This is a genomic window from Polyangium sorediatum, from assembly GCF_029946465.1.
Classification (GTDB): Bacteria; Myxococcota_A; Polyangia; order Polyangiales; family Polyangiaceae; genus Polyangium; species Polyangium fumosum.
Genome location: NZ_JARZHI010000016.1, coordinates 1 through 12,852 on the forward strand (window position 1 = coordinate 1; position 12,852 = coordinate 12,852).

General features: G+C 68.1%; 10 protein-coding genes. 4 read left to right on the forward strand and 6 right to left on the reverse strand.

Annotation, left to right across the window (positions count from 1 at the left end):
* Window positions 1-4: 4 nt before the first annotated feature.
* Together QHF89_RS19400 and mgtE are read right to left on the reverse strand one after the other, a co-directional pair.
* The gene (locus tag QHF89_RS19400) at window positions 5-547 is read right to left on the reverse strand and encodes a single-stranded DNA-binding protein (protein WP_284720695.1); all 543 of its coding nucleotides are present in this window, start codon (window positions 545-547) and stop codon (window positions 5-7) included.
* Between the two features lie 150 nt (window positions 548-697).
* Window positions 698-2,086, reverse strand: coding sequence for a magnesium transporter (mgtE, locus tag QHF89_RS19405; protein ID WP_136966468.1), 1,389 nt, complete (start codon window positions 2,084-2,086; stop codon window positions 698-700).
* Window positions 2,087-2,492: 406 nt separating this feature from the next.
* Here mgtE and QHF89_RS19410 point away from each other — a divergent pair, with 406 nt between their 5' ends.
* Window positions 2,493-4,877, forward strand: a complete 2,385-nt coding sequence (locus QHF89_RS19410; RefSeq protein ID WP_284720696.1) for a hypothetical protein — start codon at window positions 2,493-2,495, stop codon at window positions 4,875-4,877.
* Window positions 4,878-4,966: 89 nt separating this feature from the next.
* A complete protein-coding gene (locus QHF89_RS19415) occupies window positions 4,967-5,662 on the forward strand; it encodes a response regulator transcription factor (protein WP_136927041.1) in 696 nt (231 codons plus the stop codon).
* A 71-nt stretch (window positions 5,663-5,733) separates the two neighbouring features.
* Here the strand turns inward: QHF89_RS19415 and QHF89_RS19420 are convergent, their stop codons facing one another.
* Window positions 5,734-6,537 (reverse strand): hypothetical protein, encoded by an 804-nt coding sequence (locus QHF89_RS19420; RefSeq protein ID WP_136966467.1) that lies wholly within the window; start codon window positions 6,535-6,537, stop codon window positions 5,734-5,736.
* 155 nt (window positions 6,538-6,692) lie between these two features.
* Here QHF89_RS19420 and QHF89_RS19425 point away from each other — a divergent pair, with 155 nt between their 5' ends.
* Together QHF89_RS19425 and QHF89_RS19430 are read left to right on the forward strand one after the other, a co-directional pair.
* The gene (locus QHF89_RS19425; protein WP_136927043.1) at window positions 6,693-7,382 is read left to right on the forward strand and encodes a hypothetical protein; all 690 of its coding nucleotides are present in this window, start codon (window positions 6,693-6,695) and stop codon (window positions 7,380-7,382) included.
* A complete protein-coding gene (locus QHF89_RS19430) occupies window positions 7,379-8,206 on the forward strand; it encodes a class I SAM-dependent methyltransferase (protein WP_136966466.1) in 828 nt (275 codons plus the stop codon). The genes QHF89_RS19425 and QHF89_RS19430 overlap by 4 nt, the downstream gene beginning before the upstream one ends.
* An 8-nt stretch (window positions 8,207-8,214) precedes the next feature.
* Here the strand turns inward: QHF89_RS19430 and QHF89_RS19435 are convergent, their stop codons facing one another.
* Genes QHF89_RS19435 through leuS form a run of 3 tightly spaced genes read right to left on the reverse strand, consistent with a single transcriptional unit; the run spans window position 8,215 to window position 12,783 of the window.
* Window positions 8,215-9,615: a COG3014 family protein gene (locus QHF89_RS19435; protein ID WP_136966465.1), complete on the reverse strand. Its 1,401-nt coding sequence runs from the start codon at window positions 9,613-9,615 to the stop codon at window positions 8,215-8,217.
* A 1-nt stretch (window position 9,616) separates the two neighbouring features.
* On the reverse strand, window positions 9,617-10,237 hold the full coding sequence (locus tag QHF89_RS19440) for a penicillin-binding protein activator LpoB (protein WP_136927046.1): 621 nt from the start codon (window positions 10,235-10,237) through the stop codon (window positions 9,617-9,619).
* Window positions 10,238-10,254: 17 nt separating this feature from the next.
* Window positions 10,255-12,783, reverse strand: coding sequence for a leucine--tRNA ligase (leuS, locus tag QHF89_RS19445; RefSeq protein ID WP_136966464.1), 2,529 nt, complete (start codon window positions 12,781-12,783; stop codon window positions 10,255-10,257).
* Between the last annotated feature and the right edge of the window lie 69 nt (window positions 12,784-12,852).

Genomic DNA, 12,852 nt, shown 5'->3' on the forward strand with positions numbered 1-12,852 from the left:
CAGCTCAGCCGCGGTTGGTGCCGCCGCCACCACCCCCACCACCGCCGCGCGGGCCGCCGTAACCACCACCGCCACCGCCGCGGCTGCCGCCGCCGCCGCCACCACCGCCGCCGCTGAAGTCGCCGTAGTCGCCGCCGCCGCCACCACCGCCGCGCGCGGGCGGGCCGGAGAAGTCGGCGGGCGGGCCCATGTCATCACCGGCGGGCGCGCCGCGACCACGGCCGGCGAGGATCACGTTGTTCGCGATGACCTCGGTCTTGTAGCGCTTGTTGCCGTCGCGATCGTCGTAGCTCGACGTGCGCAGCGAGCCCTCGATGAAGAGCGACGAACCTTTGCCGAGGATCTTCGCCAGCGCCTCGCCGCGCTTGCCCCACACGACGACGTTGTGCCAGTCGGTGCGCTCGCGGCGGACCTTGTCTTTGTCGAGGTAGCTCTCGGTCGTGGCGAGGCGGAGGTTGAGCACGGCTTGGCCACCCTGGGTGAACCGAAGCTCGGGATCTGAGCCCAGATTTCCGAGCAACATGACGCGATTGAAGCCTTCCGCCATCGACTTGTCCTTCCTTACAACCCTTGCGACACAGACCGCGCGCGGACTCCGGTCTCCCTTGTTCCGCGTCGAGCGTCAAGGGAGAGGCGTCCCTCTTCAGATTGTTCGTTTTTCGGCTCCCGTTCGGCTCGTTCGTCCGCGCGGCGTTCGTCAGTGCACGGTCTTCGCGGCTTGCGCGATCACCTCGGCGAGCAGGAGCTTCGCGACGTTCAGATAGATCAGGATCCCGAGCACGTCGATCAGCGTGGCGATGAACGGCGTCGAGCTCGTCGCCGGATCGAGGCCGAGCTTGCGCAGGAGCAGCGGCAGCATCGAGCCCACGGTGCAGCCCATGATCACGATGAAGAACAACGTGAAGCCGACGGTGAACATCAACGGAAAGCCGTCGCCCCAGAGGTAGATGCGCGTCATGCCGATGGTCGCGAGCATCAGGCCGAGCACCACGCCCTGGCCGACCTCGCGCACCATGACGCGCTTCCAGTCGATCGGCTTCACGTCGCCCACGGCGAGGCCGCGGATGATGAGCGACGACGACTGCGAGCCGGTGTTGCCGCCCGTCGAGATGAGCATCGGCACGTAGTAGGCGAGCTTCGAGACGGCCTCGATGATCTCGTCGTAGTGCCGCAGCACCGTGCCCGTGATGAACTCGCTCACGAGCAGCGCCGCGAGCCACGGCGCTCGCTTCTGGATGAACGTCCAGAACCCCGTCTGGAAGTAGCCCTCCGCCATCGGCTCGACGGCGGCGAGGCGCTGCAAGTCTTCGTTCTGCTCCTGCGTGAGCACGTCCATCACGTCGTCGACCGTGATCACGCCGAGCAGCTTTCGATCCGGGCCGACCACGGGCATCGCCGCGAAGTCGTACTTCGCCATCTTCCGCGCGACCTCTTCCTGATCGGTCTCGGGGCTGAGCGCGAAGATGTTCTCCGTCATCACGTCCGTGATCCGGTCCGTGGGCGCGGCGAGCAAAAGGTCACGCAAGGACACGATGCCGAGAAGGCGATCCTCGTCCGAAAGTACGTAGACGTAATAAATCGTCTCGGCATCCTGGGAGGATTGGCGGATGCGCTCGATCGCCTCGGCGACCGTGATCGTGGGCGGCACCGAGACGTAGTCGGTGGTCATCAGGCCGCCGGCGCTGTCCTCGGGCCACTTCGCGAGCTCTTCGACCTCGGCGGCGGCCTCGGGATCGACCTTCTCCAGCGTCTCGAGCAGGTTGTCGCCGACCTCCTCGGGCAGGGCTTCGATGAGGTCGGTCCGCTCGTCGGCGGCCATCTCCGAGACGATCGGCGCGGCGTTCTCGACGCCGAGCTCCTCGACGAGCGCCTCCTGCTGATCCTCGTCGAGGCGCTCGAAGATCGGCGCGGCCTCCTCGGGCTTCAGCGTCTTGAGGATGAGGGCCGCCTCGTGCTCTTCGAGCATGCCGAGCAGGTCGGCGAGGTCCTCGTCGTGGATCTCCTCGAGCAAGGCGCCGATCTGCGCGGGATCCTCGGCGAGGAGCTCTCGCACCTCGGGCAGCATCGCGACGGCGACTCGCATCATCGGGCGCCAATCAGCCAGAGGAGCCGCGCGCCCGCAAGCAGGATCGCGGGGGGCGCGGCGATGCGCAGGGGCGCCCGGTTCGGGCCCCCTCCGGGCCTCCCGTCCCCGGCCCTGGACCGGCTCGCCCGTTGTCCATGATGCCAACTAAGTTGGCAAATGGGAGAGCAGGATCTCCACGGAGGACGAGGGCTCGGGTCGGCACGCCTGTTGCGTGGCACATGCCTTGATCGCGGACTTTTCTGCAAATGGGCCGTTCCCAGGCCGGATCTCGAATTGACAGCCTTCCCGGGAGGTCCCTAGCATCGAGGCCATCGATCACGGACGGTCCCGGCAGCATGGGTCCCGTTCGTCGCGGCAACTCCGTTTCTGGGACGAGCCCAGCGTAAGGTCGGCTAAGGAGCTCAGCATGAAAGGCTTACAGCGTCAGAAAAGCTTCCTGGGGAAGCGCGCGGCCAAAGCGGCCCTCTCGATGGTCGTAGCCACCACGGCGGCTGGCGCCGCAGGCTGCCTCGATCGGCCCGTCGAGACCGTCGAGCCCCGTATCACGGCGACGATCGTCGAGCGGCTCACCCAGAGCTCGGTCGACAAGATCGACATCCTGCTCGCCATCGACAACTCGCGGTCGATGGCCGACAAGCAGAACATCCTCGCGCTCGCGGTCCCCGACCTCGTCGCGGGCCTCGTGAACCCGCGCTGCATCGACGACAACGGCGCTCCTGCGATGACGCAGCCGAGCTACCCGACCGATGACTGCCCGGCCGGCACGAAGCGCGAATTCCAGCCGGTGTACGACATTCACATCGGCGTCACCAGCTCCAGCATCGGCGGCCACGGCGCGGACTCGTGCCCGAACTCCGACGCGAACAGCAAGGAGTGCTCGCCGCAGCCGAACACGACGAACAACGACAAGGGTCACCTGCTTTCGCGCCTCGACCAGTGCGGCGGCGCCTCGGTCGACACCTATCCGTACGGCACGGGCAGCACGGACAAGGGCTTCCTCGCGTGGGATCCGGAGCAGAAGCTCTCGCCGCTCGGTGAGAAGGACATCCCGAACCTGCAGGCGAACCTGCGCGACATGGTCATCGGCACGGGCCAGATCGGCTGCGGGTACGAGTCCCAGCTCGAGAGCATCTACCGCTTCCTCGCGGACCCCGAGCCCTACGACACGATCTCCGTCGTCAACAACCGCGCGACGCCCGACGGCACGGACACGATCCTCCTGCAGCAGCGCGCCGAGTTCATGCGGCCCGACTCGCTGCTCGCGATCGTCATGCTCACCGACGAGAACGACTGCTCCATCAAGGAGTACGGCCAGTTCTACTACGTCGGCCAGCTCCGCATCGGCGCGACGAACGTCCGCATGCCGCGCGCGCGTCAGGAGTGCGCCACCAATCCGGACGACCCGTGCTGCAAGTCGTGCGGCCAGGATCCGGGGAGCTGCCCCGCCGACGCGAGCTGCACGAACCCGCAGGGCGGCCCGGCGCTGCTCAACGTCGAAGAGGACGACATCAACCTGCGCTGCTGGGATCAGAAGCGCCGCTTCGGCATCGACTTCCTCTACCCGACGGATCGTTACGTCCAGGCGTTCTCGGCCGCGGAGATTCAGAACCGCGCGGGTGAGCTCGTCCCGAACCCGATCTTCTCGGACCTGAACCCCCAGGACAACATCACGAACATCCGCGACGCCGGCCTCGTGTTCTTCGCCGGCATCGTCGGCGTGCCCTGGCAGGACATCGCCCGCGACAAGACCGACCTGTCGAAGGGCTTCAAGAACGCGAACGAGATGAACGCGCCGATCGACGCGAGCGGCTTCTCGACCTGGGACGTCATCCTCGGCAGCTCGAAGACGCAGGACGGCAAGCCCCTCGATCCGCTCATGATCGAGTCGGTCCAGAAGCGCACGGGTACGAACCCGATCACGGGCGACGTGCTCGTCGACTCCTCGACGCCGAACGCGAACCCGCTGAACGGCCACGAGTGGACGATCGCGAACGACGACCTCCAGTACGCGTGCGTCTTCCCGCTGCCCGTCGCGGATCAGCGCGACTGCACGAACACGAACCTCACGGCCTGCGACTGCTTCGAGGTGGGCAACGACAACCCGCTCTGCCAGCAGGACCCTAACAACGGCAACCAGCCGACGCTCCAGGTCCGCGCGAAGGCGTACCCCGGCGTCCGCCCGCTCGAGGTCATGCGTGACCTCGGCGATCAGGGCATCGTCGCCTCCGTGTGCCCGTCGAAGATCGAGGCCGGCGACTTCGACAAGCCGGACTTCGGGTATCGCCCGGCCATCGGCTCGATCATCGACCGCCTGAAGAGCGCGCTCAAGGGCCAGTGCCTGCCCCGCACGCTCACGCCCGACGGCTCGGGCAACATCCCGTGCCTCATCCTCGAGGCGCGCAACACGCAGGGCGCCGGCTGCGTCTGCGACCCGGCCAAGGCCCGCGCCGAGATCCCGGCCGAGGGTCCGAAGGCGAAGGCGGTTCAGCTCGCGAAGGAGGATCCGGCGGCGGCGAAGGCTGGCTGGGACTGCTTCTGCGAGATCACGCAGTCGAAGGACGCGGAGCGTACGGCCTGCCAGGACGACTCGAGCGCGGAGCCGCAGCTCAACGGCCAGCCGGTCAACGGCTGGTGCTACGTCGACGGCACGACCACGCCGCCGACCGGCAACGTCGAGATCGTCAAGGACTGCCCGGCGAACGAGCAGCGCATCATCCGCTTCGTCGGCGCGGGCGAGGCGCAGCCGGGTTCGACGCTGTTCATCACCTGCTCGGGTGACACCGGCGGCTGAGCTCGATCGTAGCTGACCTCCTGAGATAGAAACGTGACGAGGCCCGACATCGGGCCTCGTCGCGTTTTGTGGTAAGACGGCGCCCCGAGGTGACGTCGAAAAAGAAGATCCTGATCATCGAGGACGAGCCGCACATCGTCCTCGGCCTGACCGACGCGCTCGAGTTCGAGGGTTTTTCCGTCGTCTCGGCGGGCACGGGCAACGCCGGCGTGCAGCTCGCGCGGCAGGAGAAGCCGCAGGCGATCCTGCTCGACCTGATGCTCCCCGACACGAACGGGTTCAAGGTCTGCGAGGAGCTGCGTCGCTGGGATGCGTTCATCCCGATCATCATCCTGACGGCGCGTGGCCAGGAGCTCGACAAGATCCGCGGCCTCGACGCGGGCGCCGACGACTACGTCACGAAGCCCTTCAGCGTGGGCGAGCTCATCGCTCGCATGCGCGCCATCTTCCGGCGCACCACGCGCGGGCCCGGCGATCCGACGCCCGAGGTCTTCACGATCGGGCAGGCCAAGATCAACATGACGACCCACACGGTCGCGCGCGGCTCGAAGTCGAGCCCGCTCTCGTTCTACGAGGTCGAGCTCCTGCGCCTGCTCTACGAGCGCGTAGGCCAGCCCGTCTCGCGCGAGGAGATCCTGCAGAAGGTCTGGGGCGTCGAGGGGTCTCCCACGAACCGCACCGTCGACAACTTCATCGTCAAGCTGCGCAAGAAGGTCGAGAAGTCCCCAGACAAACCGCAGCACATCCTGACGGTGTACGGGCACGGCTACAAGCTGGCGCCTTGAGGTGGGGAGCTCCGGTCGTACGGCGTTGCCGTCCTTCCTCTGCCCCCACCCCCGCATCACTCACGGGCAGGTCAACGTAGCGGGACGACGTTGCGCACGTCGATCGGGATGCTGACGATGTCGTGCCGGAGCCGCGCGGCGTCGAGGCCGCCGAGGCTCGTGCCTTCGCGGAGCTGGCGCGCTTCGAGGTAGAGGCCGGGGCGGCCGCGGAAGGCGCTGTCGCCGACGAAGCCAATCTCGTCGCCCGCTTCGAGCGGCGCGCCGACGACCGCGCGTTCACTCGGCCGATCGAGGTTTCCGTGCACGAGCAAGACCTGCCGCAGCCGGCCCCCGTCGCGCACGAGGTGCGCCGTGACGACCGTCTCGCCGAGCATGTCCCCGACAAACGCGACCTCCGCCGGCCCCTCCTGTCCTTCGAGGGACAGCGACACGACCGCATCTCCGCTCGACGCGTCGAGCAGCACGGCGCCGGGCCCAGGTGAAACCTCTCCCGCTTCGAGCGAGAGGTCGAAGGGCCGATCGAGCCCCGCGAGCACCGGCGGCGCTGCCTCGGCCGTGAGCGGGAAGCGGTAGGCCGCGACCGCGACGGGGCGCTCCGGCCGGCGCGGGACGAGCGGGCTCCGCTCCGCCGCGCTCGGGGTGTCCTCGGGGAGCTCTTCGCGGCCGTCCGGCTGCGGCGCCCGACCCGGCGGGGGCAGGGGGATGCACACGTCGCCCTCGGGCAACGTGCGCGGACCACAGGACGCGGCCACGCCCGGGGCGACCGTGGAGGGCGCTTTCGCGGGCTCGGGCGCCTTCGCCCGGGGGGTTTTCCCGAGCGCGCCGAGGGCCGCGAGCAGGGCGGCAAAAGCGGCGGCCCGGACGAGCGGCTGCATCGCCCTTCGGTATAGCCCAGGCCGAAGCGCCGTTCGAGCAGCGGGCCGCGTCACCGTCGGGGACGGGGCCCTACGAACGTTCAGGGGGTCCCTGCAGCGCGTCCGTGGGCGCCGCGGCTTGCGTCGGCACGAGGCTGTTGATAGCTCCTGTCTTCGTGCAAGACCGCTCCTCGATCGAAAAGTCTCTGAACGCGCTCTTCGACGCCGAACGCACCGTTCGCCGCGTGCATGACGAGCTCGCCGACAAAACCGAAGGCGTGCTCCTCGATGTGCTCACCGACGCGATCACGACCGCCCTCAAGGAGAGCGACGAGGACGAGTCCGCGTTGCGGCTCGTGCGGATCGCAGCGCTGCTCGGCGAGCTCCAGGGGCCGCGGGTCGTCGACGCGATGATCGACGTCCTCTCGTCCGAACATCCGGAGGCGCGCCGCGCCGCGGGCGAGCAGCTCGAGGAGCTCAGCTTCGAGCGGTTCAAGGAGGTCGCGCTGGGCGTCGAGCGCGCGCTCAGGCGCCTGCCCGTCGGCTCGCCCGCGCTGCCCGAGCTCCCGTACATCCTCGCGGAGGTCCCCGAGCCCGGCGTCCCCAAGGTGATCGGGCAGTTCTTGAAGCACGGCGACGCCGACGCGGTCGCGGCTGCGATCGAGGCGCTCGTGCAGATCGGCGACCCGGCGTCGGCCCGGCTCATCGAGCCGCTCGTCGACGACACGCGCACGGTCGAGCTTGAAGAGGACGGCTCGGACGCGACGACCGAGGTCACGATTGGCGAGCTCGCCGAAGAGGCGCTCGAGATGCTCGAAGCTGTTGGCGAGGACGAAGGAAACGGCGGGAACGGGAGAGCTTCGTGAGCCTCGGGACCCCGCTCACGGGGGCGGAGGTCGCGGTCTTCGATACGTCGATCATCCCGCGATATCTCACGTATTTCGGCACGTCCGCGGTGGAGATGGTCATCCCGTATTCCCCGGCGGCCGTGGCCGACATCGGCTGCCGCACGGGGTACGTCGAGCCCATGCTCGCGGACAAGCTGCCGGGCGCGAATATCGTCGGCGTCGATCCTTCGCCCCAGGCGCTCACGCTCGCGCGCGCGAAGGCGTCGGAGCTTTCGGGCGTGCACGTGAGCCTCGAACTCGCGACGGGCATGCCCTTGCCGCTGCCTGACGCGAGCTTCACGCACGGCCTGCTCGTGCATCCGGTCGTGAGCGCGCAGGCGCGGTATGCGCTGCTCGCGGAGCTCCGACGTATCCTCGTCCTCGGCGGGCAGGGCCTCGTTGCGCTGCCCGTGCGCGGCTCGTTCCCCGAGATTTACGACATGCTGCGCGAGTACGCGTTGCGGCAGGACCTCGCGGATTTCGGCAAGGCCGTGGAGGTCGCGGCGGCGAGCCGCCCGACGATCGAATCGCTCTCGGAGGAGCTCGAGAAGGTCGGGCTCGGCGAGGTCGACGTCGACGTGCAGCTCATCGGCGTCGCATTCAACAGCGGCAAGGAGTTCCTGGAAGATCCGATCGCGCAGATGATCGTCTTCCCCGACATGCGCGCGCTGCTCGAAGCCGACCCGGGCGCCGTCGAGGCCGGCTTCCGCTACGTGAGCGACGCGATCACGAAGTACTGGTCCGAGGGCGCCTTCGAGCTGACGGTCAACATCGGCTGCGCGAGCGGGCGTCGCTTCGAGTAGTCCGCGACTCAGCGCAGCACGAAGAACGGCACGAGCGCCCAGCCGCCCGCGTCTACTTTGACGTCAAACGTTCTCCGTTGCCCGCGCACTTCGAGCGTGATCGCATGTTTCCCCGCGGGGACACGCGTCCGTGCGATCGCGATTCGCGCCGGCAGGGTCGACCATGAGCGCGTGTCGGGCGTGTCGAGCGCCGACATCGTCAGGCTCGTGGCGAAGCCGAGCAGCATGCCCACGGCCTCCGCGCTTCCATCACGGCGCTGCCGATCGTCCTGCGCTGCGTTGATCCCCGCCGCCGTCGCGCCCGCCACGGCCACGCTCGCCGCCGTGCGCGCGAGCAGACGCGTAATCGCCGCGAGCACCAGCGTCCCCTCGCGCTTGTGCCAGGCCGACCGCACCTCGCCTTCCACGTCGAGCGCCTGCTCCAGCGGCAAGATCTCCTCGCCGATCGACGCCCTCGGCACCTCGTACCCCCCGCGGCCCTGGCCCAGCGTGGGGTAGTTGATCCACGCGACCGCGCCCTGGAGCACGAGCGAATCGACCTCCCTGCGATCCATCGGCGACAGCTCGTTCCCCACGATCTGCATCGCCATGCCGATCGGGATCCGCACCGGCGTCTTCTGCGGCACCCGCCCGAAGCCCACGACGACCAAGAGCTCCGCCTCGCCCGTCTCCTCCACGGGCGGGAGCGGCTCGGCGCCCTCCACGAGCGCGTCGACGGCCTCGTGTGTCGTCTTCTCCCCGCGCGTCAGCGCGCGGAGCGGATCGCGCAGCGACTTGTACCGCGCGTAGTCGAGCGCCTCGTCGTAGTGCAGGAGCGCCTCGTCGCGTTGCTTCGACTTCTCGAACGTGAACCCCGCGAGGTAACTCCCGAGCCCGAGCAGCGCGCCCTCGTCGCCTTGGCTCTCGATGTACTTCTGCATCACGACGAGCCGCCGCGCCTCCACGCGCGCCCCGTTGAGGTCGTGCCGCGCGAGGTAACTCAGCATGTTGAGCGTGTTCAGCAGGAGTTTTTCGTACGCAGGCGCCTTGTACGGCCCCGCGTCGTCCGAGAACACGTAGCGGCCGAGGTCCGCCGCTTTGCTCGTCGAGAGGTCGAGCACCTCCATGGCCTGATCGGCGGCGCCGAAGTCACGCGAGGCGCGCTCGTACTGGCCCATCGCGAGGTGGATGCTGCCGCGGTCGAGCAGGAGCAGCGCCTCGTCACGCGTGACAGCCGGGAGCTCGCCGGACGACTTCACGCCGAGCTCTCGATTGAGCGCGACGACGGCTTGATCCATCGAGCCGCGATCGAGCGCGGCGAGCGAGTCGCGCACGCGCACCTCGTGCCCGGCGCAGCCCGCGTTCGCGAGCGCGCCGAGCGCGAACGTGATCACACAGGCCGCGCGCCGGAGGCCAAGGAGCGGGCGCACGTCAATCCTGGTTCAGCAGGGCCTTCGTGAAGGCCGCCTTGTTTTGCCAGCGCACCGCGCTCGTCTCGGTCTCGATGACCTGCATGAACATGAAGTATTGCACGCGCCGCCCGCCGGCCGTGCGCTCGTCCGAGGTGTAGACCTTGCCCGTCATGTAGTACTTCGCGCCGAGCTGACGGCCGTACTGGGCCGCGTGGTTCGGATCGAACTGGCCGCCGTTCTGCCGCTCGACCTCGGCGATCATCTGGTTCTGCCGCTCGCGGCTCACGACCGTGACGAGCTGCGAGTTCACCATGAACGTCTCGGCGTCGGAGAGCACCGCCTGGAGCTGGCTGTCGATGTGCTGGCTCGTCTCGTTGAGCATCGGGAAGATCGCGAGCGTCGGCTTGTCGCCCGCGTCGGCCCAGGCCTTGGCGAGGGGCGAGGCCACGAGGTGCTTCATGTTCTCGTGGAGGAGCTGCTCCATGTCGCGTTTGTCGATGCCGGTGCTCATCGGCGGGTCGTCGAGACCCTCGACCTCCGAGCCGCGGACGAACACGGGGTCGCTCGAGCAGCCGGCGGCGAGCGGCGCGAGCAGGAAAGCGACAGCGGGGACGAGGCGAAGGAAGGGTGCAGTTTTCATCTGTGGGGATGTGACGCTCAGGCGACGACGAGATTCACGATCTTGCCGGGTACGTAGATAAACTTCTTCAAGGTCTTGCCGGCCGTGAACGCCGAGACACCCTCGGCTGTGAGCGCGGCGTTACGGGCCTCGTCTTCGCTGGCCTTGACGGGCAGCGTCACGCGGCCGCGGACCTTGCCGTTCACTTGCACGGCCATCTCGATCACGTCGTCGACGCAGAGCGTCGGATCGAAGGTCGGCCAGGCTTCGAGCGCGATCGAACGCTCGTTGCCCCACATGCGCCAAACCTCCTCGGCCACGTGCGGCGCGAACGGCGAGACGCAGATCAAAAGACCCCGTGCAGCCTCCCGCGGCAGATCCTTCAGGGAGCCGAGGTGGTTCAGGAGGACCATCATCGCCGAGATCGCCGTGTTGAACGAGAGCGTCTCGATGTCCTCCGTGACCTTCTTGATGGTCTTGTGGACGAGGCGCTTCGTGGCGTCGTCGATACCGTCGACGAGCGGCCGGCCCGTGAGGATCGAGAAGACGCGATCGCGGAAGCGGACGACGCCCTGGATCTGCGCGGATTGCCAGGGTTTGACCGCTTCGAGCGGGCCCATGAACATCTCGTAGAGGCGCAGGCAATCGGCGCCGTAGCCTTTCACGATGTCGTCGGGGTTCACCACGTTGCCGGCCGATTTCGACATCTTCTCGCCGTCCTCGCCCAGGATGAGGCCCTGGTGGACGAGCTTCAGGAACGGCTCGGGGTGTTTCACCTTGCCGATGTCGAACAGCACCTTGTGCCAGAAGCGCGCGTAAAGCAGGTGCAGCACCGCGTGCTCGTTGCCGCCGATGTAGAGGTCGACGGGCATCCAATCGTCGTAGGCCTTCTGGCTCCACGGCTCGGCGTCGTTTTTCGGATCGATGAAGCGCAGGTAGTACCAGCACGAGCCCGCCCATTGCGGCATCGTGTTCGTCTCGCGCGCGTACCACTGCCCGTCTTTCTGGAAGAACCTCCAATCGACGGCGCGGGCGAGCGGGCCCTGCGGGTCGTCACCGGGGCGGAAATCGACGAGGTTCGGCAGGCGCAGGGGCAGCTCGCTCTCGGCGACGGCGATGGGTTTGTCGTAGCGGATCACATGCTCGTCGCCCTTGCGCGGGTCGCCGGCCGGATCCTTCATCTCGACGGGGAAGTAGACCGGGATCGGCTCGCCCCAGTACCGCTGCCGCGAAAACACCCAGTCGCGCAGCTTGTACGTGATCTTCGGCGCGCCTTTGCCCGAGGCGACGAGCGCGTCCACGATGGCGCGTTTGCCGTCGGTCGACTTGATCCCGTCGAACTTGCCGCTCCGCACGAGGACGCCCTCGTCGACGTAGGCCGCGTCGAGCGAATCGTGGAGCCCCCCATCGGGGCTCACGACCTCGATGATCGGGAGCTCGAACGCCTTGGCGAACGCGAAGTCGCGCTCGTCGTGGGCCGGGACGGCCATGACCGCGCCCGTGCCGTAGCCGCCGATGACGTAGTCGCCGACCCAGATCGGCACGGCCTTTCCGGTGAGCGGGTGGATCGCCATCGCCCCGGTGGGCACGCCGGTCTTCGTCTTCTCCGAGGTGCGGTCGAGGTCGCTCTTGCTCGCGGCGGCCTGCACGTAGGCGCGCACCGCGTCGAGTTTTTCGGCCGACGTGATCTTCTCGACGAGCGCGTGCTCGGGCGCGAGCACGACGTAGGTACACCCGAGGAGCGTGTCGGGGCGCGTGGTGAACACGTCGATCTTCGCGCCCTCGAATCCTTGGACGTCGAACGAAATGAGCGCGCCTTCGGATCGCCCGATCCAGTTCCTCTGCGCCGTGAGGGTGCCCTCGGGCCAGTCGACGAGCGAGAGGTCCTCGGCGAGGCGATCGGCGTACGCGGTGATGCGGAGCATCCACTGGCGCAGCGGGGTGCGGATCACCGGGTGACTGCCGCGCTCGCTCTTGCCGTCCTTGACCTCCTCGTTGGCGAGGACGGTGCCGAGGGCGGGGCACCAGTTGACGAGGATCTTGTCCTGGTAGGCGAGGCCGCGTTCGAAGAGCTTGACGAAGATCCACTGGGTCCAGCGGACGTAGTTCTCGTCGATCGTGCCGAACTCGCGCTCCCAGTCGTAGCTGAAGCCGAGCATCTTGAGCTGGCGCCGGAACGTGTCGATGTTCTTGCGCGTGGTCTCGGCGGGGTGGGTGCCGGTCTGGATCGCGTACTGCTCGGCGGGCAGACCGAAGGCGTCCCAGCCCATCGGATGCAGGACGTCGAACCCCTTCATGCGGCTGTAGCGGCAGAAGATGTCGGTGGCCGTGTAGCCCTCGGGGTGCCCGACGTGGAGGCCCGCGCCCGAGGGATACGGGAACATGTCGAGCACGTAACGCTTCGGCCGACCTTCGTGGCGAACGGCGCGGAAGACGCCGGTCTCCTCCCAGAAGCGCTGCCAGCGGGGCTCGGCCTCGGCGTGAACGTAACGAGCGGGCTCCTGCGCAGCCGCAGCGCCATCCGCAGGCGTGCTCGGCGAGGGCGTGTTCGCGGTGGGGGACGTCATGGCGAACGTACGATTAGCACCGACACGGCGCGTGTGTCAGCGGGCGGGCGAGGGGAGACGCGGCGCGCG

Bases quoted from the DNA above. Each gene is read 5' to 3' on its own strand.
- QHF89_RS19440 (WP_136927046.1), bottom strand. From the start codon at position 10,237: ATGAAAACTGCACCCTTCCTTCGCCTCGTCCCCGCTGTCGCTTTCCTG.
- mgtE (WP_136966468.1), bottom strand. From the start codon at position 2,086: ATGATGCGAGTCGCCGTCGCGATGCTGCCCGAGGTGCGAGAGCTCCTC.
- leuS (WP_136966464.1), bottom strand. From the start codon at position 12,783: ATGACGTCCCCCACCGCGAACACGCCCTCGCCGAGCACGCCTGCGGAT.
- QHF89_RS19410 (WP_284720696.1), top strand. From the start codon at position 2,493: ATGAAAGGCTTACAGCGTCAGAAAAGCTTCCTGGGGAAGCGCGCGGCC.
- QHF89_RS19420 (WP_136966467.1), bottom strand. From the start codon at position 6,537: ATGCAGCCGCTCGTCCGGGCCGCCGCTTTTGCCGCCCTGCTCGCGGCC.
- QHF89_RS19400 (WP_284720695.1), bottom strand. From the start codon at position 547: ATGGCGGAAGGCTTCAATCGCGTCATGTTGCTCGGAAATCTGGGCTCA.